Origin of the sequence: Pseudomonas sp. JS3066 (assembly GCF_036328175.1) — a bacterium.
Taxonomy (GTDB): Bacteria; Pseudomonadota; Gammaproteobacteria; order Pseudomonadales; family Pseudomonadaceae; genus Metapseudomonas.
Genome location: NZ_CP143312.1, coordinates 1,101,193 through 1,126,732 on the forward strand (window position 1 = coordinate 1,101,193; position 25,540 = coordinate 1,126,732).

The 25,540-nt window shown below is 64.7% G+C and carries 22 protein-coding genes and 1 pseudogene; 10 read left to right on the forward strand and 13 right to left on the reverse strand.

Annotation, left to right across the window (positions count from 1 at the left end):
* Positions 1–89: 89 nt before the first annotated feature.
* The 8 genes from hpaI to SA496_RS05265 all read right to left on the reverse strand — a co-directional run bounded on the left by hpaI (position 90) and on the right by SA496_RS05265 (position 7,526).
* Positions 90–890, reverse strand: coding sequence for a 4-hydroxy-2-oxoheptanedioate aldolase (gene hpaI, locus SA496_RS05230; RefSeq protein WP_330115116.1), 801 nt, complete (start codon positions 888–890; stop codon positions 90–92).
* A gap of 112 nt (positions 891–1,002) precedes the next feature.
* The gene (hpaH, locus tag SA496_RS05235; protein ID WP_330115117.1) at positions 1,003–1,806 is read right to left on the reverse strand and encodes a 2-oxo-hept-4-ene-1,7-dioate hydratase; all 804 of its coding nucleotides are present in this window, start codon (positions 1,804–1,806) and stop codon (positions 1,003–1,005) included.
* Between the two features lie 11 nt (positions 1,807–1,817).
* Positions 1,818–3,128 carry an MFS transporter gene (locus tag SA496_RS05240; protein ID WP_330115118.1) on the reverse strand — a complete coding sequence of 437 codons (1,311 nt, stop codon included), beginning with the start codon at positions 3,126–3,128 and terminating at the stop codon, positions 1,818–1,820.
* A 50-nt stretch (positions 3,129–3,178) separates the two neighbouring features.
* Positions 3,179–3,571 (reverse strand): 5-carboxymethyl-2-hydroxymuconate Delta-isomerase, encoded by a 393-nt coding sequence (locus SA496_RS05245; protein ID WP_120652364.1) that lies wholly within the window; start codon positions 3,569–3,571, stop codon positions 3,179–3,181.
* 10 nt (positions 3,572–3,581) lie between these two features.
* Positions 3,582–4,505 (reverse strand): 3,4-dihydroxyphenylacetate 2,3-dioxygenase, encoded by a 924-nt coding sequence (gene hpaD, locus SA496_RS05250; protein ID WP_120652363.1) that lies wholly within the window; start codon positions 4,503–4,505, stop codon positions 3,582–3,584.
* Positions 4,506–4,616: 111 nt separating this feature from the next.
* On the reverse strand, positions 4,617–6,077 hold the full coding sequence (hpaE, locus tag SA496_RS05255) for a 5-carboxymethyl-2-hydroxymuconate semialdehyde dehydrogenase (RefSeq protein WP_330115620.1): 1,461 nt from the start codon (positions 6,075–6,077) through the stop codon (positions 4,617–4,619).
* Between the two features lie 5 nt (positions 6,078–6,082).
* Positions 6,083–6,856 carry a fumarylacetoacetate hydrolase family protein gene (locus SA496_RS05260; protein WP_330115119.1) on the reverse strand — a complete coding sequence of 258 codons (774 nt, stop codon included), beginning with the start codon at positions 6,854–6,856 and terminating at the stop codon, positions 6,083–6,085.
* A 10-nt stretch (positions 6,857–6,866) separates the two neighbouring features.
* Entirely contained in the window at positions 6,867–7,526 is a 660-nt protein-coding gene (locus tag SA496_RS05265; RefSeq protein WP_330115120.1) for a fumarylacetoacetate hydrolase family protein, read from the reverse strand.
* Positions 7,527–7,694: 168 nt separating this feature from the next.
* Between SA496_RS05265 and hpaA the strand changes: the two genes are divergently transcribed.
* The gene (hpaA, locus tag SA496_RS05270; protein WP_120652357.1) at positions 7,695–8,612 is read left to right on the forward strand and encodes a 4-hydroxyphenylacetate catabolism regulatory protein HpaA; all 918 of its coding nucleotides are present in this window, start codon (positions 7,695–7,697) and stop codon (positions 8,610–8,612) included.
* A gap of 195 nt (positions 8,613–8,807) precedes the next feature.
* On the opposite strand, the gene SA496_RS05275 is transcribed toward hpaA, so the two are convergent.
* Positions 8,808–10,055 carry an MFS transporter gene (locus SA496_RS05275; protein WP_120652355.1) on the reverse strand — a complete coding sequence of 416 codons (1,248 nt, stop codon included), beginning with the start codon at positions 10,053–10,055 and terminating at the stop codon, positions 8,808–8,810.
* Between the two features lie 266 nt (positions 10,056–10,321).
* On the opposite strand from SA496_RS05275, the gene SA496_RS05280 reads away from it, so the two are divergent.
* Complete coding sequence (locus SA496_RS05280) at positions 10,322–10,693, forward strand: phage infection protein (protein WP_330115121.1); 372 nt, start codon at positions 10,322–10,324, stop codon at positions 10,691–10,693.
* Between the two features lie 316 nt (positions 10,694–11,009).
* On the opposite strand, the pseudogene SA496_RS05285 reads toward SA496_RS05280, so the two are convergent.
* A pseudogene (locus SA496_RS05285) lies at positions 11,010–11,171 on the reverse strand (MoaF C-terminal domain-containing protein); the annotation flags it as partial.
* Positions 11,172–11,303: 132 nt separating this feature from the next.
* Here SA496_RS05285 and SA496_RS05290 point away from each other — a divergent pair.
* A complete protein-coding gene (locus tag SA496_RS05290; RefSeq protein ID WP_330115122.1) occupies positions 11,304–12,080 on the forward strand; it encodes an SDR family NAD(P)-dependent oxidoreductase in 777 nt (258 codons plus the stop codon).
* On the opposite strand, the gene SA496_RS05295 is transcribed toward SA496_RS05290, so the two are convergent.
* Both SA496_RS05295 and SA496_RS05300 read right to left on the reverse strand, forming a co-directional pair.
* Complete coding sequence (locus SA496_RS05295; RefSeq protein ID WP_153917707.1) at positions 12,034–12,207, reverse strand: hypothetical protein; 174 nt, start codon at positions 12,205–12,207, stop codon at positions 12,034–12,036. The genes SA496_RS05290 and SA496_RS05295 overlap by 47 nt on opposite strands.
* Before the next feature lie 52 nt (positions 12,208–12,259).
* The gene (locus tag SA496_RS05300; protein ID WP_120652350.1) at positions 12,260–13,597 is read right to left on the reverse strand and encodes an aspartate aminotransferase family protein; all 1,338 of its coding nucleotides are present in this window, start codon (positions 13,595–13,597) and stop codon (positions 12,260–12,262) included.
* Positions 13,598–13,929: 332 nt separating this feature from the next.
* On the opposite strand from SA496_RS05300, the gene SA496_RS05305 reads away from it, so the two are divergent.
* From SA496_RS05305 to feaR, 4 genes are all read left to right on the forward strand, one after another.
* Complete coding sequence (locus SA496_RS05305; RefSeq protein ID WP_120652348.1) at positions 13,930–15,417, forward strand: aldehyde dehydrogenase family protein; 1,488 nt, start codon at positions 13,930–13,932, stop codon at positions 15,415–15,417.
* 143 nt (positions 15,418–15,560) lie between these two features.
* Positions 15,561–17,060, forward strand: a complete 1,500-nt coding sequence (locus tag SA496_RS05310; protein WP_330115123.1) for an APC family permease — start codon at positions 15,561–15,563, stop codon at positions 17,058–17,060.
* Complete coding sequence (locus tag SA496_RS05315; protein ID WP_330115124.1) at positions 17,041–17,619, forward strand: DUF3156 family protein; 579 nt, start codon at positions 17,041–17,043, stop codon at positions 17,617–17,619. Before SA496_RS05310 ends, SA496_RS05315 begins: the two co-directional genes overlap by 20 nt.
* 140 nt (positions 17,620–17,759) lie before the next feature.
* A complete protein-coding gene (feaR, locus tag SA496_RS05320; protein WP_120652342.1) occupies positions 17,760–18,710 on the forward strand; it encodes a transcriptional regulator FeaR in 951 nt (316 codons plus the stop codon).
* 71 nt (positions 18,711–18,781) lie between these two features.
* Here feaR and cra read toward each other — a convergent pair whose 3' ends face one another.
* On the reverse strand, positions 18,782–19,771 hold the full coding sequence (cra, locus tag SA496_RS05325; RefSeq protein WP_120652341.1) for a catabolite repressor/activator: 990 nt from the start codon (positions 19,769–19,771) through the stop codon (positions 18,782–18,784).
* 203 nt (positions 19,772–19,974) lie between these two features.
* Here cra and ptsP point away from each other — a divergent pair, with 203 nt between their 5' ends.
* Genes ptsP through SA496_RS05340 form a run of 3 tightly spaced genes read left to right on the forward strand, consistent with a single transcriptional unit; the run spans position 19,975 to position 25,534 of the window.
* Complete coding sequence (gene ptsP / locus SA496_RS05330; RefSeq protein WP_330115125.1) at positions 19,975–22,836, forward strand: phosphoenolpyruvate--protein phosphotransferase; 2,862 nt, start codon at positions 19,975–19,977, stop codon at positions 22,834–22,836.
* Positions 22,836–23,792 carry a 1-phosphofructokinase gene (gene pfkB, locus SA496_RS05335; protein ID WP_330115126.1) on the forward strand — a complete coding sequence of 319 codons (957 nt, stop codon included), beginning with the start codon at positions 22,836–22,838 and terminating at the stop codon, positions 23,790–23,792. Before ptsP ends, pfkB begins: the two co-directional genes overlap by 1 nt.
* On the forward strand, positions 23,789–25,534 hold the full coding sequence (locus SA496_RS05340) for a PTS fructose-like transporter subunit IIB (RefSeq protein WP_330115127.1): 1,746 nt from the start codon (positions 23,789–23,791) through the stop codon (positions 25,532–25,534). The genes pfkB and SA496_RS05340 overlap by 4 nt, the downstream gene beginning before the upstream one ends.
* Positions 25,535–25,540: the final 6 nt, after the last annotated feature.

Consider the following 25,540-nt stretch of genomic DNA (forward strand, 5'->3'; position numbering starts at 1 on the left):
TGGGGACCGCACTCCACGCCTATCGGAGCCCAAAAACAGGCACAAGAAAGCCGGCTGCTTGAGCCGGCTTTCTGTCATGACCGGGGCAATCAGTACACGCCGCCTCCGCTCACCGGCGCCGCAGTGCCCTTGAAAGTCGCGGCCAGGCCCTGCAGGCCACGCATCAGCACCGTGGTATCCACGCCAACAGCGACGAAGGCGGCGCCCAGTTCGATGTAGCGGCGCGCCAGGGCCTGGTCGGCAGAGAGGATGCCGGCAGCCTTGCCGGCGTTGCGGATGCGCACGATGGCGTCCTCGATGGCGGCCTGGACCTCCGGGTGACCGGGGTTACCGCGATGCCCCATCGCGGCGGAGAGGTCGGCCGGGCCAATGAACACACCGTCCACGCCTTCCTCCGCAGCGATGACATCCAGGTTGGCCAGACCGTCGAGGTTCTCGATCTGCACCAGCAGGCACATCTGCTCGTCGGCGTGATTCAGATAGCCGGGAATGCTGTTCCAGCGGGAGGCTCGGGCCAGGGCGCTGCCCACGCCCCGAACGCCAAACGGCGGGTAGCGCATGGCTCGGACCAGCTCGGCGGCCTGCTCGGCGGATTCCACCATGGGCACCAGCAGGGTCTGGGCGCCTATGTCCAGTAGCTGCTTGATCAGCACCGTGTCGCCGATGGGCGGACGGATGATCGGCTGGGACGGGTAGGGCGCAATGGCCTGGAGCTGGGCGAGCAGACTGCGCAGGTCGTTGGGGGCGTGTTCACCGTCCAGCAGCAGCCAGTCGAAGCCAGCGTTGGCCGCCAGTTCCGCGCAGTAGGCATCGGCCAGGCCCAGCCAGAGGCCGATCTGCGGCTGGCCGGATTGCAGGCGCTGTTTGAAGGTATTGATCGGCAGGTCCACGGAGGACTCCTTGGCAGGCATTAAATGTAGGAGCCAGCTCTGCTGGCGAATGCTCTTTGCCCGGGCACTTCGCGAGCAGAGCTCGCTCCTACGGTTCAACGGTGGGTGGTGGTCAGACGAAACGGCAGGCGATAGAGCCCAGCTGGTCGTAGTCGACGTGGAAGGTGTCGCCGGGATTGGCCGCCACCGGACGGGTGAAGGAGCCGCCGAGGATGATCTGCCCGGCTTCCAGGGTGACGTCGTAGGGCGCCAGCTTGTTGGCCAGCCAGGCCACGCCCTTGGCCGGGTGGTTGAGCACGGCGGCGGAAACGCCGGATTCCTCGATCACGCCATTGCGGTAGAGGATTGCCGGCACGCGGCGCAGGTCGATCTCGGTCGGGCGCACGGCGCGCCCACCCATCACCACGCCGGCGTTGGCGGCGTTATCGGAGATGGTGTCGAACACCTTGCGGGTGACCTTGGTGTCGGGGTCCACCTGCTGGATGCGCGCGTCGATAATCTCCAGCGCTGGAATCACCCACTCGGTGGCCTCCAGCACGTCGAAGACGGTGCAGTTCGGGCCACGCAGGGGCTTTCCGAGGATGAAGGCCAGCTCCACCTCCACACGCGGGACGATGAAGCGCTCGAAGGGAATGTCGCTGCCTTCCTCGAACAGCATGTCGTCCAGCAGTGCGCCGTAATCCGGCTCGGTGATGTTGGACGACACCTGCATGGCGCGGGAGGTGAGGCCAATCTTGTGACCCACCAGCTTGCGACCGTCCTTGATTTTCTGCGCCACCCAGGCGCGCTGGATGGCGTAGGCGTCGTCAATGCTGATGGACGGGTAGTCGAGGGAGAACTGACGCACCTGCTCGCGGGAGCGCTCGGCGGCGTCGAGGCGAGCGGCGGCCTGTTGGATCAGAGTAGTGTCGAGCATGACGGGGCTCTCTAGCGGGGATTGACGAGATCGGCGGGAGTGCGAAGCACCAGCGCGGCGCCGAAGGCGATAAGTACGGCCAGGACGAACAGCGCGAGACTGGCGCTCTGGGTGGTGTCGCGCGTCCAGCCGATCAGGTAGGGCGCGAGGAAAGAGGCAATGCTGCCGAAGGAACTGATCAAGCCGATTCCGGCAGCCTGGGTGCGGATGGAGAGAAAGGCCGGCGGCAACTGCCAGAACATCGGCAGGGCAGCACTGGCGCCCATGCCGGCGATAATCAGCCCGGCCAGCACCGGGACGGTTCTGGTGGGTAGCAGCCCGCTGAGGGCAATGCCTGCGGCGCACATCAGTAGAGGCACGCACAGGTGCCAGCGGCGCTCGCGGTGGCGGTCCGAGGAACGGCCGCAGGCCAGCATGAAGCAAACACCCGCCAGATAGGGTATGGCGCTGAGCAAGCCAACCTGGCTGTCGCGGGCGACGCCGGCACCGTGGATCAGGGTGGGCATCCAGAAGGCCAGGGTATTAACGGCCAGCATCACTGCGAAGTAGATGGCCACCAGGAGCCACACCCAACGATCGCGCAAGATGCCAGCGAAGGAGGTGATGGGCTTGCGCTGCTCCTCGATCGTCATGTCCTCCCGCAAGCAGCGCTTCTGTTCCTCGCTCAACCACGCAACCGCATCAAAGCGCTCCGGCAGGTTGAACCACACAACCAGGCCAAGGAGGATCACCGGGGCACCTTCGAGCAGGAACATCCACTGCCAGCCGCGCAGGCCAAGATGGTCGTGGAAGCCTTCGAGTATGGCGCCAGACAGCGGCCCCCCTATTACCCCGGCCATTGGCACGGCGATGGCGAACAGGGCGGTAACCTGGGCGCGCCGGCGGGCTGGGTACCAGCGGTTGAGGTAAACCAGGATGCCGGGGAAGAAACCGGCCTCGGCCACGCCAAGAAGGAAACGCAGCGCGTAGAAACCGGTGGCGTCCTGGATCAGGAACATGCCGGTGGACAACAGGCCCCAGACCACCATCAGGATGGCAATCCAGCGACGCGGGCCGACCCGTTCCAGAGCGAGGTTGCTGGGCACGCCAAACAGGGCGTAGGCGACGAAGAACAGGCCGGCGCCGAGGCCGTAGACGGTGTCGCTGAACTGCAGGTCAGCGCTCAGCTGCATCTTGGCGAAGCCGATGTTGATCCGGTCAAGGTGGGCGAACAGGTAACACACCAGCAGCAGGGGCATCAGCCGCCAGGTGACGGCGCGATGGGTCGCATCACGGGCTGCGTTTTCGGCGTCGGCAGGACAAGCAGTATTGACTGTGCTCATGGTCTTGTACTTTTTGTGAATGAGGCAGAGCGGCGGAAGGTGGGGCGACTTCAGCCGCCCTGGCCCTTCAGGAAGGCATGCACGTTGTTGAGCTTGTAGTTGAGCTCGGCATCCAGCTCGGTCATCTCGAAGGAGAGGGCCAGCAGACGACGCGCCTGGAGCTCGGCGAAGTGCCGGGTGATCGTCTCGAACAGCTCGTCGGCCACCTTGCGCCGGGTCTCCAGGTCACGGCCGGCACCGACCTTCAGGGTCATGTGGACGAACGCGTAGTCGTGCTTTCCGTCAGCCATGCGCCAGGTATCCAGGCGTATGGCGCGGCTGCGGATGCCTCCGAGGGGAAAGACCCCCGAGGCGCCCAGGCAGGCGTGGACCTTCTCGAAGAGGCCCGGCAGGTCCGCCTCGGTTTCGATGTTGTGGGTGTACTCGGCGATGAAATGTGGCACGGCGGGGCCCTCAGAGACGGCTGTTAGAGGCGACGCCGGCCGGATTCGAGGCTTGGGCCGCGGGGATGGCGGAGCCGTCCTGCGGCGTGACCGGGAAGATCGCGTTGATCTGGCCGGTGCCGGAGGAGCCGAAGTAGGGGGTGACGACTTCGGCCTTGCCGTCGTACTTCGACCAGCCCAGCGCGCCTAGCAACATCGCGGTGTCGTGCATGAAGCCTTCGCCGTGGCCCTTGACCGCGTACTCCGGAAGCATGGCGCAGAAATCCTCCCACTCGCCGCCTTCCCACATCTGCACGACGCGGTGGTCGAGGTTTTCCAGGAAGGGGCTCCAGACCCTGGTGGCAAAGTCCGGGGCCTGACCGTTCTGGGCGAAGCGGTGGGACAGCGAACCGCTGGCGAGGAAGGCGACGTTGCCGTCGTAATGGTCTTCCACGGCTTTGCGCATGGCCCAGCCGAGACGGGCGCTGTCGTTCAGGTAGTGGGAGGTGCACAGCGCCGAAACCGAGACCACCTTGAAGTGGCGGTCGGTGTTCATGTAGCGCATGGGCACCAGGGTGCCGTACTCCGGCGCCAGGGTAGTGGCGTCGTGGGCCATGGTTTCCACGCCGAAGCGATTGCACTCCTCGGCCAGCAGGCGGCCCAGTTCGGGATTGCCCGGGAAGCCGTACTCCATGTTGGCGATGAAGTGCGGCAGCTCGTTGCTGGTGTAGAGGCCTTCGAAGTTCAGCGCGCAGTTGATGTGGTAGTTCGCGTTGACCAGCCAGTGGGTATCGAACACGACGATGGTATCGACGTTCAGCTCGCGGCAGCGGCGGCTGATCTCGAGGTGCCCGTCGATGGCGGCCTGGCGAAAGCCCTGGCGCGGGCCTGGCAGTTCGGACAGGTACATGGAGGGGACGTGGGTGATCTTGGCAGCCAGAGCAAGTTTGCCCATGACGGTAACTCCTCGTGTCATTCCCCTCTTGGGGAACCTTGTTATCGGGTCGGTTGCACGCCGGCACGGGGAGGGGAGCAGTGCTCCCCTCTTCATGGATTAGCAGTTATCTCACAGGCCCCAACGGGGGATGTGGTGGCTGCCCATGGAAATGCATACGTTCTTGATCTCGGCGAAGACCTCGAAGCTGTACTGGCCGCCTTCGCGACCGGTGCCGGAGCCTTTCACGCCGCCGAAGGGCTGGCGGAGGTCGCGTACGTTCTGGCTGTTGATGAAGACCATGCCGGCCTCGATGCCACGGGCCAGGCGATGGGCCTTGCCGATGTCCTGGGTCCAGATATACGAGGCCAGGCCATATTCGGTGTCGTTGGCCAGGCGCAGGGCTTCGGCTTCGTCCTTGAATTTCATCAGGCAGACCACCGGGCCGAAGATTTCTTCCTGGGCGATGCGCATGCGGTTATCCACATCGGCGAACACCGTGGGCTGGATGAACTGGCCACGGGACAGGTGCGCCGGCAGGTTGGCCGGTCGCTCCAGGCCGCCCGCGAGCAGGGTGGCGCCTTCCTCGATGCCGATGCGGATGTAGCCGGTGACCTTGTCGTAGTGCTGCTGGGTGATCATCGAGCCGACCTGGGTCTTCGGGTCCTGCGGGTCGCCGACGATCAGGCGTTTGGCTCGGGCGGCGAACTCGGCGACGAATTGGTCGTAGACGGACTCCTGGATGAATATCCGGCTGCCCGCGGTGCAGCGCTCGCCGTTCAACGAGAAGATGGTGAACAGCGCGGCGTCCAGGGCGCGGTCGAGGTCGGCGTCATCGAAGATCAGCACCGGGGACTTTCCGCCCAGTTCCATGGAGTATTTCTTCAGGCCGGCGGTCTGCATGATCTTGCGCCCCGTGGCGGTGCCGCCGGTGAAGGAGATCGCGCGCACGTCCGGGTGACGAACCAGGGCGTCACCAGCGGTGGCGCCGTAGCCCTGCACCACGTTCAGCACGCCTTTCGGGATACCGGCTTCCAGCGCCAGACGGCCCAGTTCATTGGCAGTCAGAGGCGACAGCTCGCTCATCTTCAGCACTGCGGTGTTGCCCAGCGCGAGGCAAGGCGCGGTCTTCCAGGTGGCGGTCATGAAGGGCACGTTCCACGGGGAGACCAGGCCGCACACGCCTACCGGCTGGTAGAGGGTGTAGTTGAGCATCTGATCGTCCACCGGGTAGCTGTGGCCGTCCATGCGGGTGCAGACCTCGGCGAAGAACTCGAAGTTGTGCGAGGCGCGGGGGATCAACACGTTCTTCGTCTGGTGAATCGGCAGGCCGGTGTCCAGGGTCTCCAGTTCGGCCAGGTGCGGTACGTTCTGGTCGATCAGTTCACCCAGCTTGCGCATCAGCTTCGCGCGCTCTTTCGCAGGGGTGTTGGCCCACTTGGGGAACGCTTCCTTGGCGGCGGCCACGGCAGCGGCGATTTCCTCGGCACCGCCGCTGGCGACTTCGCCAATGGGGTCCATGGTGGCGGGGTTGTAGTTGACGAAAACTTCTTTGCTCTCGACTTCCAGGCCGTTGATCCAGTGCTTGATCATGCTGCTCATGCCTCTTGTTGCTTGCGGGCGAAGAAGGCCTCTTCGCTGACGATTCGGTTGACCAGGCGGCCCACGCCTTCGACTTCCACCACCACTTCATCGCCAGGCACCACGTCGGCCAGGCCCTCCGGCGTGCCGGTGGCGATCATGTCGCCCGGCTGCAGGGTCATGAAGCTGGAGAAGTATTCGATCAGGGAGGGGATGTCGAAGATCATGTCCGCGGTGGTGCCTTCCTGCTTCAGCTCACTGTTGATCCAGGTGCGCAGCTTGAGCTTCGAGGGATCGGGCACGTCGGCGGCGTCGACTATCCACGGGCCGACCGGAGTGGTGGCGTCGCGGTTCTTCACCCGCAGGTTGGGCCGGTAGTAGTTCTCCAGGTAGTCGCGGATGGCGTAGTCGTTGCACACCGTGTAGCCGGCCAGGTAGGCGAGGGCGTCCTCGCGCTTCACATTGCGCGCCGGCTTGCCGATCACCGCCACCAGTTCGCACTCGTAGTGCATGTAGGCAACGTTGTCCGGGCGCCAGGTGACTTGGTTGTGGCCGGTATAGGTGCCCGGCGACTTGATGAAAGCCAGTGGTTCGGTGGGCGCCTTGAAGGACAGCTCGGCGGCGTGGTCGGCATAGTTCAGGCCCAGGGCGAACATGCTGCCGGTGGCCGGTGGCAGCCACTCGACCTGGTTTTCACCAAGCAGACGGCCATCGGCGAGCCGGACCGCATTTTCGCCTTCCACGGTAACGGCGTGGACTTCGCCCTGGTAACGGATGCGTGCGTGTTTCATCTCGGGCTCCTTATTCCGCAACCACGGTGTTGGCGAGGCGGCCAAGGCCGCTGATTTCCACTTCCACGAGGTCACCGGGATGCACGTCGACGCGACCTTCCGGGGTGCCGGTGATCAGCACGTCGCCCTCGTGCAGGGTCATGAACTCGCTGATTTCCTCGATCAGTCGCGGGATGCCGCGCACCAGGTTTGCGGTGCTGTTCTCCTGACGCAGTTCGCCGTTGACGAACAGCTTCAGGGTCAGCGCGTGCGGGTCCTGCACGTCGGTGGCGGGAACGAATTCCGGGCCGATGGGGCAAAAGCCGTCGCGGCACTTGGCCTTCACCGCCGGGCGGTAGTAGCTCTCTTCCGGCAGGCTGAACTCGTTGACGATCACGTAGCCGGCCACATGGGCCATGGCGTTGGCCTCGGATACGCGGCTGGCGCTCTTGCCGATCACCACGCCCAGGGCTGGGCCCGGCTGCAGGCGTTCCACGCCTTTCGGGTAGACCACCTGCTGGCCGTGGCCATTGCGGGTATTGGGCGTCTTGATGAACAGAACTGGTTTGACCGGCGGCTTCTGGTAGGGCGGCTGCTGGAATTCGTCCAGACGGCTTTCCAGCAGGCCCCGGTAATTCAGCGCAACGCCGAACAGGGTACCGGTGGCGACGTGGTCGAGTGCGGGGCGCATGGTCGTCTCCTGTGGATAAAAAGCGGGTGGGGCCGTGACAGGAGCGCCACCCGTAACGAGGATTTCGTTAATGTGTTAACGTTATATTTAACATGTTAATGATCGTCAAGCCTTGCGTCTTCGCCTTTCGTCATCGAAGGTGTGCGAAGGCAGCGGAGAAAGGTCGCCATGGCAGAGCGCCAGCCCATTCCCAACATCAACATCGGCCAGGTCTACGACCAGCGTTACGCCGATGCCGAGGTGCACTACGAAGCCCTGGGCAAGCTGGCGGACTTCTTCGGTCGCAACATGCCGGTGCACCGCCACGACCGTTTCTTCCAGGTGCATTACGTGAAGAGCGGTTCGGTGCGGGTCTACCTCGATGAGCAGCAGTACCGCCAGGAAGGGCCGCTGTTCTTCCTCACGCCACCGACCATTCCCCATGCCTTCGTCACCGAGCAGGACGCCGATGGCCACGTACTCACGGTTCGTCAGCAACTGGTATGGCCGCTGCTGGAAGCTGAGCAGGGTCTGGCCGATGGCCCGCAGATTGCGCCGGTTTGCGTAGCCTTTTCGGAACTGGGGCAGGAGTATCGCGAGGAGGTGCAGCGTCTCGACCTGCTGTTCGACCAACTGCGCAGCGAGTTCACCGCCAGCCGGCCGGGGCGCGAGGCCAGCCTGTCGGCGTTGACCCGGTTGATCTTCATCAGCCTGTTGCGCCTTTCGGCCCGTTCGCTGAAGGCGCAACCGGCACGGCATGAAGACTTGCAGGTGTTCCACCGTTTCAACGGTTTGATCGAGTCGCACTACCGCGAGCACTGGTCCCTTGGGCAGTACGCGGAGCAGATGGGTGTGACCGAGGCGCGCCTGAACGACATCTGCCGACGCATCGCTGACCTGCCGTCCAAGCGCCTGATCCACGACCGGGTGATGCAGGAGGCCAAGCGCCTGTTGTTGTTCACCGGCAGCTCGGCCAATGAGATCTGCTACCTGCTGGGCTTCAGGGACCCGGCTTACTTCAGCCGCTTCTTCGCCCGTAACGCCGGCATGACTCCGGGCGAGTACCGCCAGCGCCGCGCCGCCGACAAGGAAGATGCGTGGCGTTGATTCATCTGCCACATGGAAGGACGGCGTTGGGGTTGAGCTGTAGGTTGGGTAGAGGCACGAAACCCAACGAGCGAAACCATGCTCAACACGGCTGGTAGTTCGATGAAGCTACGACGCTATCTCTGCGTTGCAGGCCGGTCGGTTGAGTCGGCGTTGGGCGAGTCTATGCAACACATCGATCCGACAGCATGGGGATCAATGGTCCTCCGTCGGCGAGTCGGCAATCTCCCGGCCCAGCCGACGCTGGCGCGGTAGCAACCAGGCGCAATAACCGAGCAGCAGCACCCCGGCGCTGGCCATGGCCCAGGGGGCGCCAAGATGTTCGGCCAACACTCCCACCAGCAGGCCACCAATGGCGTCGAAGCCGAAGCGCGTCGAGGTATAGAGCGATACCACGCGGCCACGCAGATGCTCCGGGGCAAGGCTCTGCAGGAGGATGTTGGTGCCGACGTTGCAGTTGGTGATGGCGAAGCCGAGCAGTGCCATGGCCAGCAGCGAGATCACCAGTCGTTCGCTGAAGGCGAATGCCAGCAGGCCGGCACCGCCAGCCATGGCGCAACCCATGATGGTGTTTGCCAGCCCCGCAAGGCCGCGACGATTGGCGAGGAACAGCGTACCGAGCAACGAGCCGAGCCCGGCGGCGCCCCAGAGCCAGCCAAGGGTGCGCGCGTCGCCAGCGAAGATGTCCTTGGCGAACACCGGCAGCAGCACTGCATAACTGGAAGCGGTGAGGTTGACCACCAGTACACTGAGCATCATCAGGCGAATGGTCGGCCGTCCGGCAACATACGCAAGCCCTTCGCGGAATACGTCTCCAGTGGACCCGCTGGCACGCGGTGTCGGCGCCATGCGGATGATCAGGAGTCCAACGGCCAGGCCGATGTAGGAGAGGGCGTTGAGGGCGAAGCAGGCAGCTTCGCTGGTGAACCCCAGCAACAGTCCGGCCAGCGGCGGGCCAATGAAGCGCGAACTGTTGAAGAGCATCGCGTTCAGTGCAAGGGCGTTCGGCAGATCCTGCTTGCCGCTGACGAACTGGCTCAGCAGGGACTGCCGCAATGGTGTGTCGAAGGCATTGAGCACCCCCAGCAGCGCGGCCATGGCGACGATCAGTACGGGGCCGATGCTGCCGGTCGCAGTCAACAGCGCGAGGCTGAGGGCCTGGAGTCCAAGCAGCCCCTGGACGCCGATCAACAGGCGGCGCTTGTCATGCCGGTCGATCCAGGCGCCGGCCAGCGGGCCTACGAGCAATTGCGGCAGTAAAGACGCAAAGGTGGTGATGCCCAGCAACGCGGCCGAACCGGTCAGGCGGTAGATCAACCAGGCCAGCGCGACCTGCTGCAACCAGCTACCCAGGGTGGAGATGGCCTGGCCGGCGAAGTACAAGCGGAAGTTGCGATGGCGCAGGGCGCGGATGGCGACGGGCCAGGGGCGAGGATCAGGCATTCGGATAAGTGCGGAAAGCGGCGATGGGGAAAGGTTAATATATTAACTTAATCCGGGTTTGCCCGGGCCTGCTCGTGGCGACTGAGGTGCGGAATCTGACCTTGAACGGTCTGTTCTATATCGATAAGTCATTGATATTTATTAGGTTAATTGACCATTAACGGCGTCGATGTTCTCTATCGGGAGTGATCACTTTTTAATCGAATCTCCATCCGTAATATGGGCTCCGTACTCAGTTTCCAGCCCCCATCGAGGAGCCCACGATCATGAAAACCCAAGCCTTCGCCGCCCTGTTCATCGCCAGCCTGAGCACCAGCGTCTTCGCCTTGCCGTCCGACTTCCAGCCGGTGTTGGGCGAGTCGAAGGAAGGCGCCTACATCCAGGTTGTCGATCCGGTTGCAGTCGAAGGCAGCTCCATGGTCCTGGATCGCGTGGCCGAAGGTGGTTCTGATCGCACTGGTGCCAACCGTATCGCCGAAGGTGGTTCCGACCGTACCGGTGCCAACCGCATCGCCGAAAGTGGCTCGGATCGCACCCATGGCTTCCGCGTAGCTGAAGGCGGCTCCGATCGCTCCAAGGCACTGCGCGTCGCCGAAGGTGGCGCCGACCGTCTGCCGCAAGCCCAGCGCATCAGCTGATCGCAATTCGCTGCAAGTCCTCAAAGCCCGGCAGATGCCGGGCTTTTTGTTTGTGGGTGCAAATTCATTCGCACATGGCCGCACAGCGGCCCGTAGGTTGGTCCGGGATACGCTGGTCGAGCGGGGCGAGGCCCGACGAAGCAACGCTCCACCCCGCACCGTTGGGCTTCGTTCCTGTGCCCAACCTACAAGGGCGGCTTCATCCGCGTCATGATCAGAACAGGCTCAACCGATCCTGTCCGTAGTTCGCTATATGTACCGTCGCCAGTAGGTTGTTGGCCGGTGCCGCCGCTGGTAATCAGCACGGCGAGGCCTTTCACAGCGGGTACTCCGTACGACTGAGCGCGCTGCAATGGGAACTGATCGGGACGTGCGACAGCTGGCCAGAATCGCCGCTGGCGTAGCCGAGGATCTTGCCGTCGCTGCGATGGTTCTCCAGTTCGATCAGGACCAGGCCAAGCGTCGGGACGATCTTTTCTCCATCGCATGTTTCCAGTGGGTTGGGGTGTGTCGATGGTGGGTGGGATAGGGGCGGTTCGGTATCAGCCGGATGTGGGAGCCGGCTGGACTACGCTGGTCTGAACGTCCCCATGCAAACGAGGTGTACGCCATGCACTTAGCAAGACCCCGGCTGCTCGACAAGGTTACTGTCATCAGCGGTGGTGCGGGTGGCTGTGGTGAAGCCGCCAGTCGTCTGTTCGCTGCCGAAGGTGCCAGGGTGGTGATCATCGACCGCAACGGTGATGCCGCCGAGGACCTGGCCCGGCAGATCAAGGCGGCCGGTGGTGAGGCGATTGGCATCGGCGCCGACGTTTCGAAGGCCGACCAGGTGAACGCGGCCGTGGCGAAAGCGGAGGCGACCTTCGGTGGCGCGGATGTGCTGTTCAATCACGCCGGAACCCTGATCGTGAAGCCGTTTCTCGACGTTGAGGAAGATGAGTGGGACTGGCTGATGGCGGTCAACGTCAAGAGCATGTACCTGATGACTCGTGCCGTGCTGCCGCAGATGCTCGCCAAAGGCAAAGGCAGCATCGTCTGCACCTCGTCCATTTCCGCCGAATACGCGACGCCTGGCGAAGTGGTCTACAACGCCACCAAGGGCGCCTGCCAGATGTTCGCCAGGGCCATCGCAGTGGAGTTTCGTGACCGGGGAATCCGCTGCAATGCGGTGGCGCCGGGCTTCATCCGCACGGCTCATGGCGTTCGCGAGATGAAGGAGTTGCAGGCTATGGGCGTGGACGCCAGCGAGGCGGCCATCGCGTTGCAGCAGGGGCGTTTGTGCGAGCCGGAGGAAGTGGCCCGTGCCGCGTTGTTCCTGGCATCGGACGAGGCATCCTTCGTCAGTGGGGCGCATCTCTTTGTGGATAACTGCTTCTCCTCTGTCTGAGGACTGGCGCAAGCAACTGGAAATCATGGGCCTGAAACTGGTCGTCGACCCGGTAGAAGGCGAGGAAGGTGGCCGGGACGGCCTTGCTGAAAGCCGTCAGGCACTGCTGGTCGAAGTTGTCGCTCATGGTTGGCTCCCGACGGGGGACGGAGCGCGGAATTCCGCGCTCCGGGTCGAGCTTACCGATGCGCTTCCTGGAAGCCGATCGCCAGCGCATTGACGATGGTATCGATCTGCTCCTGCTCGATGACCAGCGGCGGCGACAGGATGATCTTGGTGCCTACCGGGCGCACCATCACGCCGTTGGCGCGGGCGATTTCGGCGACGCGGTTGGCGTAACCGCCCATTGGGTCGATGGGCTCGCGGGTGGTTTTGTCGCTCACCAGGTCCAGCGCCACCATCAGGCCCTTGCCGCGCACTTCGCCCACGGCGGCGAAACGCTCGGGGAAGGTGGCCAGGCTTTTCAGCAGGTAGTCGCCCTGTTTCGTTGCGTTGGCCGGCAGGTTTTCCTTCTCGACGATGTCCAGGTTGGCCAGCCCGGCGGCGCAGGCCACCGGGTGCCCGGAGTAGGTGTAGCCGTGCATGATCGCGCCGGTGAAGTTGCCGTTGTTGGCAAAGGCCTGCTCGATGCGCTCATTGACCACGGTGGCACCCAGCGGGATGTAACCCGAGGAGATGCCCTTGGCCAGGCACATGATGTCGGGTTTGACGCCCCACAGGCGGCTGCCGAACATCGAGCCTGAACGACCGAAGCCGGTAACGATCTCGTCGGCGATCAGCAGCACGCCGTACTTGTCGCAGACCTTGCGGATCAGCGGCCAGTAGTTTTCCGGCGGCACGATCACGCCGCCAGCACCCTGGATCGGCTCGGCGATGAAGGCGGCCACGGTGTCCGGGCTCTGGAACTGGATCTCCCGCTCCAGCAGGTCGGCGCAGATCTGTGCCAGTTCTGCCGGGTCCTGGCTGTAGGGGTTGCGGTAGAGCCAGGGCGTATCGACATGGAAGCAGCCCGGCAGCAGCGGCTCGTAGTTGCGGCGGAATACGGTGTTGCCGTTGACCGAGGCGCCGCCGAAGTGGGTGCCGTGGTAGCCCTGGCGCAGCGAGATGAACTTGGTGCGGTCGGCCTGGCCCTGCAGCTTCCAGTACTGGCGGGCCAGCTTCAGCGCGGTTTCCACGGCATCCGAGCCGCCGGAGCTGAAGGCGACACGGCGCATGCCTTCGGGTTCAAGCATGCCGATCACCTTGGCGGCCAGTTCTTCGGCGCGGGGGTGGCTGATGCCGTCGAACAGTTGGAAGTATTCCAACTCGTCGAGCTGGGCGGCGATGGCCGCCTTGATCTCCTTGCGGCCGTGGCCGACGTTGACGTTCCACAGGCCGGCGACGCCGTCCACCAGACGGTTGCCCTTGTCATCGAAGACGAAGCAGCCCTCGCCACGGAGGATGCGGATGGGCTCGCGCTGCTTCATTTCGTTGGGGTGCAGCATGGGGTGCCAGAAGGCATTGTCGCGGGTGGTCATGTGAATTCTCCTCCAGGCCTTGTACGAAAAGTGCCTATGCATCGGTGATGCTTCGTTAAAAGTCGGCTCGCCTGACCGTCGCTCGACGACTTTTCGAACATCGCCAAGGGCAGCGGTGCAAGCTGCGTGGCTACATTTGTGCCTCAAGCCGCCGCTGATTACTTGCACCTGCCTGCCAGCGGGTTTGCCTTTTCCTGCCAGTGTGCCTGGCAGCCATTGGCAAGTCCGGCGGCAGCCAGGATCAAGATCGCGCCACGGGCCTGGCGCACAGTGCCTCTCGACTATCCGAGATACCCGGTCGCCCCAGCGGCCGAGCGAGAAGAGGAACCGAGATGAGCATTGCCCTTGACCCCCGCGTGACCGCCTTTGTCGAGGCCCGCCACGGCCTGTTGATCGACGGCCAGTCCCGTCCTGCTCTGTCCGGTGCCGAGATGCCGGTGCATAACCCGGCTACGGGCGAAGAACTGGCGCGGGTGGCGGTGGCCGGCAAGGCCGATGTGGACCTCGCAGTGGCCGCGGCGCGCCGTGCCTTCGATGGAAGTTGGGCGGCACAGCGCCCGGCCGACCGAGAACGCCTGCTGCTGAAGTTGGCCGACGTGCTGGAGGCCCACGGCGAAGAGCTGGCGCAGCTGGAAACCCTGAACAATGGCAAGTCCATCAACCTGTCGCGCGCCATCGAAGTGGGGGCAGGCGTGGAGTACACCCGCTATATGGCGGGTTGGGCCACCAAGATCGAGGGCAAGAGCCTGGATGTCTCGATCGGAGCGATTCCCGGCGGCAAGTTCCGCGCCTACACGGTGCCGGAGCCGGTGGGGGTGGTGGGGGCCATCGTGCCCTGGAACTTCCCGCTGATGATGGCCTTGTGGAAGATCGTGCCGGCCCTGGCCTGTGGCTGCACAGTGGTGCTCAAGCCAGCGGACGAAACCCCGCTTACTGCCCTGCGCCTGGGCCAGTTGTGCCTGGAAGCGGGCATTCCTGCCGGCGTGGTGAACATCGTCACCGGTGTGGGCGCCGAAGCGGGCGCCGCGCTGGCGGCCCATCCGGGGATCGACAAGCTGGCGTTCACCGGCTCCACCCCGGTGGGCAAGCTGATCGGCCATGCGGCGGTTGAGAACATGACCCGCTTCACCCTGGAACTGGGCGGCAAGTCGCCGGTGATCGTGCTCGACGACATCGCTCTGGATAACGCCGCTGCTGGTGCCGCCGGGGCGATTTTCTTCAATCAGGGCCAGGTCTGTACCGCCGGTTCGCGCCTCTATGTGCAGCGCAAGTCCTTCGACCAGGTGCTGGAGCGCCTGCAGGGCATCGCTGGCTCCCTGAGCATTGGTCCGGGTCTGGATCCGAGCGCGCAGATCAATCCGCTGATCTCCGCCAAGCAGCAGCACCGGGTGCTGGGCATGATCGAGAGCGGTCGTGCCCAAGGCGCCAGTGTCATCTGCGGTGGCGAGGCCCATGGCGAGCGAGGCTTCTTCGTCAAGCCGACGGTGATCGCCAACGTGCGCTCGGACATGCAGGTGGTGCGCGAGGAAATCTTCGGTCCGGTAGTGGTCGCCACCGCCTTTGACGAAATCGATGAAGTGGTGCACCAGGCCAACGATAGCCCCTACGGCCTGGCGGCGAGCATCTGGTCCAACGACCTGAAGCAGGTCATGGGCCTGATCCCGCGCCTGAAGGCCGGCACCGTGTGGGTCAACGCCCACAACCTGCTGGACCCGTCCATGCCTTTCGGCGGCTTCAAGCAATCCGGCATCGGCCGCGAGATGGGGCACGCCGCCATCGAAGCCTTCACCGAAAACAAGTCGGTCTGCATCGCCTACTGAGTTCCGTACCAGGAGCACACCCGTGCGGGCGTCGCTCCAAAGACCTTTCGCCTGCTGCGGCGAAGCCGGGCCCTTGTGGAGGCCCGGCCTTTTACATGCCTTGAACCAAACAACGACAACATCCGCCTTCGAGGTTCACCACCATGTCCATCAACGCAAGACTCACCGCACACCTGGATCGCGGTACGGTCGGATTTCCCACCGCGCTCGCCAGCACCATCGGCCTGATCATGGCGAGCCCGGTGATCCTCACCGCCACCATGGGTTTCGGCATCGGTGGCAGTGCCTTCGCCGTGGCCATGCTGATCGCCGCCGTGATGATGCTGGCGCAATCCACCACCTTTGCCGAGGCGGCATCGATCCTGCCCACCAGTGGTTCGGTATACGACTACATCTCCTGTGGCATGGGGCGCTTCTTCGCCATCACCGGCACCATTTCCGCCTACCTGATCGTGCATGTGTTCGCCGGCACCGCCGAGACCATCCTCTCCGGGGTCATGGCCCTGGTGAACTTCGAGCACCTCAACACCCTTGTCGAGTCCGCCGGTGGCTCCTGGCTGTTGGGTGTCGCCTTCGTGATTACCTTCGGCATCCTCAATGCGTTTGGCATCAGTGTGTTCAGCAAGGCCGAAGTGATCCTCACCTTTGGCATGTGGACGACGCTGATGATCTTCGGTGTGGCTGGCCTCATTGCCGCGCCCAGGGTGGAGCTGGACGGCTGGTTCGGCGCCTCGCTGATCGGTACTGACCTGACCACCATCCTGTCCCTGGTGGGCATGGCGATGTTCATGTTCGTCGGCTGCGAGTTCGTCACCCCGCTGGCTCCGGAAGTACGCCGTTCGGCCCGGACCCTGCCGCGCGCGATGGCCCTTGGGCTTCTGGGAGTGGCGTCCTGCATGTTCATCTACGGCGCGGCCATGAAACGCCAGGTGGAAAACGTGCTGCTGGACGAAGCGACCGGCGTGCATCTGCTGGACACGCCCATGGCCATTCCTCAGTTCGCCCAGGCCGTGATGGGCGATATCGGGCCGATCTGGCTGGGTATCGGCTTCCTGTTCGCCGGTGCCGCCACCATCAACACGTTGATGGCCGGCCTTCCGCGCATCATGTACGGCATGGCCGTCGATGGCGCGCTGCCCAAGGCCTTCACCTACCTGCATCCGCGCTTCAAGACCCCGCTGTTGTGCATCGCCGTGGCGGCAGCGATTCCCTGCATTCACGCCTGGTGGCTGGGTGGCAATACCGATGACATCTTCAATCTGGTTCTGGCCGCCGTCTGCGCCTGGAGCACCGCCTACCTGGTGGTGACCCTGTCGGTGGTGATGCTGCGCATCCGTCGTCCGGACCTGCCGCGCGCCTATCGCTCGCCCTGGTTCCCGCTGCCGCAGATCGTCTCCAGCGTCGGCATTCTCATCGGTCTCTGGTACATCACGCCGCCGGGCATGAACCCCCGTGACGTGTACATCCCCTTCGGCGTGATGTTGGGCCTTACCGCTGCCTATGCGCTGTTCTGGACGCTGGTGGTTCAGAAGGTCAATCCGTTCCTTCCGGTTCCGGTGGAAGAAGTGCTGGAAAAAGAGTTCAGCCACGAACCTGTTGCCCACGCCGTGGAGAATTTCAGCCATGTTTCCAAGCCTGTCTGAGTACTGGCGGCGGCCGCCTCCCGGCTACCGGCCGGGGGCGACGCTGTTGAAGGTGATGCGCGACCTGCAAGGCTTGCGCGCCGAAACGCTGGAGGGGGCGGTCACGCGCTTCTCCAGCGATGACGGGGACCTGGTTTTCGATGTTCGTGAACGGGTCCAGGCGCAGTTCCTCATGCACCTGGTGCTCACCGAGTTCGTCTTGCAGGTCCCTTCGACCGGAGTGGGACCAGTGCGTATCGAACTGAGCCATCGTGGGGCGATTCGCCGCCAAGGAGTCACCTGCAATGTGCGTGCAGGCGATGCACGCGCGCTGGGCGAGTTGCTGGGGCGCCTGGAAAGCGACCAGGTGTTGCGGGCGGCACTGATGCCGCTGGATTTCAAACGTCTGGTGATCGAGCGGGAAGGGCGGCAGTGGAGAGTCCGCCTGGAACACATGGGGGCCAGCGAAGTGGTCAACCGGATGCCCGGCTTCCGCCGCTATATCCGTCTCGTGCCTGAACAGCGGCAGTTGCTGTTGCAGGCGTTGCGCGCATTCAAGGACGTTCTTGGTAACCACTGAACGAGCTGGACGGGTACACCTCTTGCTTAGGCATTAGCGATCTATTCGGGCCTGGCAGCTTCCTTGTCGGCAAAATAGATAACATGTTAATAATGTCGCCATAACAACAATGTGGCGTCAGCCCGATCCGGAGGTTCCCGATGGTTGCCCAAGCTGTCCGCTCCCATGATTTCGATTCCTGGCTCCGTTCTCTGCAAGGCGTTTGCGGCCGTTTCGAGTCGCGTCCCGCACTCAGCCATGGGCTGTTCATCGGTGAAATCTCCCGCCAGGACCTTGCCGGCCTGGAAGTCGCCCAGATCCGCACCAATGCCGGCATGATCAGCCGGCAGCGCACCTCAATCGACCACGACGATGACCGCCACTGTTTCCTGATCGTCCAGCGCAGAGGTCGTGCGCAATTGCGCCAGAATGGCGAAAGCGTGGAGCTTGCTCCGGGTGAGATGGCCTTGATGGACTCGGCCCGCGGTTGCGAGATCGTCCCCCACGGGCTGATCGAACACGCCTCCTTCCACCTGTCCCGCGAGGATGTCTGCCGCCATTTGCCGGAAGGCCGGCCGACCTTCGGCAAGCTCTCCCAGCACTGCGCCAGCGGCCGGGTCTTGCGAACCCTGGTGGAGCAGATATGCGGCGGTGAGCTTGACCATTGCGCTGGCCTCGAAGAGGGCGAGGCTCTGCAGGAAGCGCTGATCGCCCTGTTGGCGCCGACCCTGCGCCTGCAACCCGGACAAACCACCAGCGAACAGGATGGCTGCCACAATGCCGGCCTGCGCAGCATGGCCCAGCAACTGATCGACCAGTCCCTGTCAGAGCCCGGACTGACACCGCTGTCCCTGGCCAGGCAACTGAACATCTCCGTGCGCCAGCTCTACCGGCTGTTCGAGGACCAGGGCGACAGTGTCTGCCGGTTCATCCAGCGCGCTCGCCTGAAACGCAGCGCCGCTGACCTTTCCAATCCGCGTCTGCGTAATGAGTCCATCACCGACATTGCCTTTCGCTGGGGCTTTACCGATTCGGCGCATTTCAGCCGGACCTTCAAGAAGCACTTCGAGCAGTCGCCGCGGGATTACCGCGCAAACGCGTTCATCGGTTGAGGTGGCGGTTCTGTAGGAGCGGGCTTGCCCGCGAAGCTCTTCCGGCGCAGTTCTCGCGAGCAAGATCGCTCCTACCGGGCAATCCTCTGTTTCAACTTCCGCGCCACGCCGCGCACGCCCGGCTCGTAAACGTCCCGCTCAACCGCCGCCAGGGCCAGCCCCAGGACCTGTTCGGCGATCAGTTCGTGCTGCTGGTACATGGAGTTCACCGGTAGCGGCAGGAAGTCCAGCAACTGGGTATCGCCGAAGGTGCCCACACGCATCCCCTGCGGCCAGGCGCCGTGTTCGCGCAGGGCATCCAGCACGCCTGCCAGCAGGACGTAGGCGGTGGTGATCAGCACATCCGGCAACTCGCCCTGTCCGAGCAGGTCGGCCATCAGGCGCTGGCCGCACTCGCGACTGAAGTCTTCGCCCTGGAGTTCCAGCACTTCGCACTTGAGCCCTTTCAAGGCGTCATGGAAGCCCGCGCTGCGTTCGGCGCTGATGGGCAGGTCTGGCCGCGCACCGAGCAGGGCGACGCGGCGGGGAGCGGGGCTCAAAAGGCTGCGGGTGAGCTGCAGGCTGGCCTGGCGGTCGTCGCTGACCACCGCACAGAAGCGCGCCGGATCGCGCACCCGGTCGACAGCGATCACCGGCAATCCTTCGTCCAGCAGACGAGCGAGGCTGTCGTCTTCCGGCGGCAGGCAGCTGGCGACTATCAGCGCATCGCAGCGCCGCGCGCGGAACAGCTTGAGCAGCTGCCGCTCGCTTTCCGGCTCGTCGTCGGAACTGGCGATCAGCAACTGATAGCCCCGCGCCCGCGCGGCCTGTTCGAGCAGCTTGGCCAGGCGTGCGTAGCTGGGGTTTTCCAGGTCTGGAAGGATGAAACCCAGGGTGCGCGTCTGTCGGCTGCGCAGGCCGGCGGCCTGGGGATTGGGCTTGAAACCATGCTCATCCACCACCGCCTGCACGCGCTCCACGGTGGCCGGGCTGATGCGCTTCTCCTCGGCCTTGCCGTTGATCACGTAACTGGCGGTGGTCACCGAAACACCGGCCAGGCGGGCGATATCGCTGAGTTTCAAGTTCACGACTCCTGTTATGCGGATGTGTTTCATCGGGCGGGCTTCAAGAATCGAAGATTATCGAGTAACGTGCCAGTTCAGTTTAGTGAAACGATTCAGCAAGCGCTCTGTCTACGCTTTGACCGATCCAACCGACGTTCGGTGGCGCTGCTGATGGCAAGTGACAACGATAAGAAGGGCGCAAGGCCCGAAGAGGTGATGCGATGCTCGAACTGACCGCAGGGCAGATTTCCATGGGCCTGGTCGCGGCGGACAAGGCGGGTGCGTTGCGCATGCTCGCCGAGCTGCTCGAGGGCGATGGCCTGGTGGCGGCGGGGTACCTCGCCGGTCTCGAGGCTCGCGAGGTCCAGGGCTCCACCTTCCTTGGCCAGGGCATCGCCATTCCCCATGGCACGCCGCAGACCCGCGAGCTGGTATTCAGCACCGGCGTGCGCCTGATGCAGTTCCCCGAAGGGGTCGACTGGGGCGGTGGACAGATCGTCTACCTCGCCATCGGCATTGCCGCCAAATCCGATGAACACCTGCGCCTGCTGCAGATCCTCACCCGTGCCCTGGGTGAAGCTGATCTCGGCAGCGAATTGCGACAGGCGCAAACCCCGGAAGACATCCTCAAGCTGCTGCAGGGCGCTCCCCAGGAGCTGGCGCTGGACGATCAACTGATCGGCCTTGGCGTGGCAGTGGAAGACTATGACGAGCTGGTGCTGCAAGGCGCTCGCCTGTTGCGTCGCGCCGAGTGCGTTGGCGGCAGCTTTGCCGCCGCGTTGCTGCAGGGCGAACCGCTGCCCCTGGGCGAGGGCCTCTGGTGGCTGCACAGCGACCAGGCAGTGCAGCGTCCCGGCCTGGCCTACCTGACGCCGGAAAAACCCCTGCGCCTTCTCGACCAACCCCTCAACGGACTGTTCTGCCTGGCCAGCCTGGGCGACGCCCACCTGGCGCTGCTGGAACGCCTATGCGCCCTGTTGATCGAGGGGCGGGGCCGCGAGCTCGCCCGCGCCACTCAACGTCGCGCGGTACTTGAGGTCCTGGGTGGAGACATCCAGCCCGACTGGCCGAGCCTGCGTCTACCCCTGGCCAACGCTCACGGTCTGCACGCGAGGCCGGCCAAGGAACTGGCGCAACTGGCCAAGACCTTCGATGGCGAGATTCGTCTGCGGCTTGCCGACAGCGCCACGGCCGCCGTGTCCGCCAAGAGCCTTAGCAAGCTCCTGAGCCTGGGCATCCGCCGTGGTCAGCTCATCGAGGTCATTGCCGAACCGGCTATCGCCGATGCCGCTTTGCCGGCGCTGAAAGCCGCCATCGAGCAGGGTCTGGGCGAAGAGGTCGAACCCTTGCCGGTCAGCGAGCAGGCCACTCCGGAGGACGAAGCGGAGGCGCAACCCATCGCCGCCCCGACGCCTGGCAGCCAGCTCCACGCAGTACCCGCCGCCCCCGGTATCGCCGTTGGGCCTGCACATATCCGTCTGCACAAGGAGTTCGACTATCCGCTGCGTGGCGAGTCCCCCGACGTCGAGCGCTCGCGCCTGCAACAGGCCATCGGCCATGTGCGTGGCGAGATCGAGGCGCTGGTGCTGCGCAGCGAGGTGAAAGCCATCCGTGAAATCTTCATCACCCATCTGGAAATGCTCACCGACCCGGAACTGGGCGACGAGGTGGATGCCCGCCTGAAACAGGGCGAAAGCGCAGCCGCTGCCTGGCTGGCGGTGGTGGAAGGTGCCGCCGCCCAGCAGGAAAGCCTGCACGATGCGCTGCTGGCCGAGCGTGCCGCCGACCTGCGGGATATCGGCCGCCGCGTGCTGGCCCAGCTCTGTGGCGTGGAGGCGGCCTCCGAGCCGGACGAGCCCTATGTCCTGGTGATGGACGAGATGGCGCCTTCCGACGTTGCGCGCCTTGACCGCGACCGCGTGGCTGGCATCCTCACCGCCCGTGGCGGTGCCACTTCCCACAGCGCCATCGTCGCCCGTGCCCTGGGCATTCCCGCACTGGTTGGGGCCGGAGCCGGTGTACTGCTGCTGGAACCGCTTACACCGCTGCTGCTGGACGGCCAGCGCGGCCGACTGGTCGTTGCTCCCGATGCCGAACAGCTGCAACGGGCCCGTCAGGAGCAGGAAGGGCGTCAGCGCCGCCTGCAACTGGCCGATGCCGACAAGCTGCAACCGGCCCTGACGCGCGATGGCCACCGGGTGGAAATCTGCGCCAACCTGGGCGACTGCGCGGGAGCCGCCAAGGCGGTGGCGCAAGGTGCGGAAGGCGTCGGCCTGCTGCGCACCGAGTTCATCTTCATGGCTCACCCGCAGGCGCCCGACCTGGCCACCCAGGAAGCGGAGTACCGCCGGGTATTCGACGCTCTCGAGGGCCGCCCGCTGGTGGCCCGTACCCTGGATGTCGGTGGCGACAAGCCATTGCCTTACTGGCCGGTGCCGGACGAGGAGAACCCTTTCCTTGGCGTGCGCGGGGTGCGCCTGACCCTGCAGCGTCCGAAGCTGATGGAGACCCAGTTGCGTGCGCTGATGCGTGCCAGCGAAGGGCGGCCGCTGCGCATCATGTTCCCCATGGTCGGCACGGTCGAAGAATGGCGTCAGGCCCGCGACATGGCGCTGAAAGTTGCCGCGGAGATTCCCCAGGCCGACTTGCAACTGGGGATCATGGTCGAGGTGCCGTCCGCGGCGCTGATTGCCCCCGTGCTGGCCCGCGAGGTGGACTTCTTCAGCATCGGCACCAACGACCTGACCCAGTACTGCCTGGCCATCGACCGTGGCCACCCGACGCTTTCCGCCCAGGCCGATGGCCTCCACCCGGCAGTGCTGCAACTGATCGCCCTCACGGTGCGCGCAGCCCACGCCCAGGGCAAATGGGTGGGCGTGTGCGGCGAGCTGGCGGGCGACCCGCTGGCGGTGCCACTGCTGGTGGGGCTGGGCGTGGATGAATTGAGCCTGTCCACGGGTGGCATTGCCGAGGTCAAGGCACGGGTGCGCGAGTTCAACCTGAGTGCTGCCCGTGAGCTGGCTGAAGGTGCACTGACCCTGGAAAGCGCGGCGGCGGTCCGCGAACTGGGGGAGCGTTTCTGATGGCTCGCATTCTCTGCATCACCCTGAACCCCGCCCTCGACCTGACCTTGCGCCTGGATCGCCTGGAACCCGGCCGGGTGAATCGCAGCCTGGCCCAAGCCAGCCATGCTGCCGGTAAAGGCGTGAACGTCGCCCAGGTGCTGGCTGACCTCGGTCACGACCTGACGGTGTCCGGCTTTCTCGGCGCGGACAACGCAGAAGCTTTCGAGGCGTTGTTCGCCCGGCGTGGTTTCTCCGACGCCTTCGTTCGTGTACCGGGGGAAACTCGCAGCAATATCAAGTTGGCCGAAGCCGACGGGCGCATCACCGATATCAATGGCCCGGGTCCGATGGTGGATGCCTCCGCCCAGGCTGCGCTGCTGTCGCGACTGGATGCCGTCGCGCCGGGGCATGATCTGGCCGTGGTGGCCGGCAGCCTGCCTCGAGGTGTGGCGCCGTGTTTTCTCGCCGAACTGATCACGCGGCTCAAGGGGCATGGCCTGAAAGTGGCCCTGGATTCCAGCGGCGCAGCCTTTCGTGCCGGCCTGCAGGCCGCGCCCTGGCTGATCAAGCCGAACACCGAAGAGCTGAGCGAACTCTGTGGCCGGTCGCTGACCGATATCGCGGCACAACGCGAAGAGGCTGGCCAGCTACAGGCACAGGGGATCGAGCAGATTGTGATTTCCCAGGGCGCAGACGGCGTTAACTGGTTCGGCCCCGGTTTCGCCCTGCACGCCCAGCCGCCAAGGGTCAGCGTGGCCAGCACCGTGGGTGCTGGCGATTCCCTGCTGGCCGGCATGGTTCACGGCCTGCTCTGGGACTGGCCAGCCGCTCGCGCCCTGCGCCACGCCACCGCCATCGCCGCCCAGGCGGTGACCCAGGTGGGCTTCGGCATCAGCGATGCCGCGCAACTGCAACAGCTCGAAGGCGCCGTAGAGATCCGGGCGCTGGAAGAACAACAAGAGGTGTCCCGATGAAACTCGCCATAGTCACTGCCTGCCCCAATGGCATGGTTACCAGCGTGCTCTGTGCGCGCCTGCTGGACGCCGCCGCACAGCGCCTGGGCTGGAGCACCAGCGTCGAAATCGTCGACCCGCAGCACCCGGAAAACCAGTTGTCGGCCGCTACCCTGGAAGCCGCCGACTGGGTGCTGGTAGTCAAGAGCGGTGCACTGGACCTGACCCGCTTCACCGGCAAGCGCCTGTGCATCGCCAGCCCCGCCGAAGCCCTGCGTGACAGCGAGTCCTTCCTTCTGCGCGCCGCCGTCGATGCGCGGGAGCAGCCGGCCGAAGCACCGACTGCCGCTCCCGTCGCGGGTTCACGGCCACGCATCGTCGCTGTCACCGCCTGCCCGACCGGTGTGGCGCATACCTTCATGGCGGCTGAAGCGCTGAAGCAGGCGGCGCAGCGCCTGGGCATCGACCTCCAGGTGGAAACCCAGGGCTCGGTAGGCGCCCGTGATCCGCTGACGCCCGAAGCCATCGCCGCCGCCGACGCCGTGCTGCTGGCTACCGATATCGAAGTGGACACAGCCCGCTTTGCCGGCAAGAAGGTCTTTCGCTGCGGCACCGGCGTTGCCCTCAAGCAATCCGAATCCACCCTCAAGCGTGCCCTGAGCGAAGGCCAGTTGCTGGACACCAAGGCTGGTACTGACGCCCAGGCAGGCAAGGCCAAGGCCGAACCCAAGGGCGCCTACAAGCACTTGCTCACCGGCGTCTCCTACATGCTGCCGATGGTGGTCGCGGGCGGGCTGTTGATCGCCCTGTCCTTCGTCTTCGGCATCGAGGCGTTCAAGGAGGAGGGCAGCCTCGCTGCCGCACTGATGCAGATTGGTGGCGACGCGGCCTTCAAGCTGATGGTGCCGCTGCTGGCCGGCTACATCGCTTATTCCATTGCAGACCGTCCCGGCCTGGCGCCAGGCATGATCGGCGGCCTGTTGGCCAGCATCCTCGGCGCCGGGTTCATTGGCGGCATAGTCGCGGGCTTTCTCGCGGGCTACTCGGCGCGGGCGATCAATCGCCATCTGAACCTGCCGCAGAGCGTCGAGGCGCTGAAACCGATCCTGATCATCCCGTTGCTCGCCAGCCTGTTCACCGGCCTGGTGATGATCTACGTGGTGGGCAAGCCTGTGGCGGGAATGCTCGCCAGCCTTACCCACTTCCTCGACAACATGGGTACGTCCAACGCCATCCTCCTTGGCCTGCTGCTGGGCGGGATGATGTGCGTGGACCTCGGGGGGCCGATCAACAAGGCCGCCTACGCGTTTTCCGTGGGGCTGCTGGCATCGCAAAGCTATGCGCCGATGGCCGCCACCATGGCCGCCGGCATGGTGCCGCCCATCGGCATGGGCATCGCCACCCTGCTGATGCGTCGCAAGTTCGCCCAGGGCGAACGCGAGGCTGGCAAGGCGGCGCTTGTGCTGGGGTTGTGCTTCATCTCCGAAGGCGCCATTCCCTTCGCTGCCAAGGACCCGTTGCGAGTGATCCCGGCCAGCATCGCCGGCGGTGCCCTGACCGGCGCGTTGTCCATGTACTTCGGCTGCAAGCTGATGGCACCCCATGGTGGCCTGTTCGTGCTGCTGATCCCCAACGCGATCAACCACGCGATGCTTTACCTGCTGGCGATAGTCGCCGGCAGTCTGGTGACCGGAGTGATCTACGCGCTGCTCAAACGTGGAGCCGAGCAGGAGCTGGTGCTGGAGTCGCAGCGCGTGGCCTGACCCCTG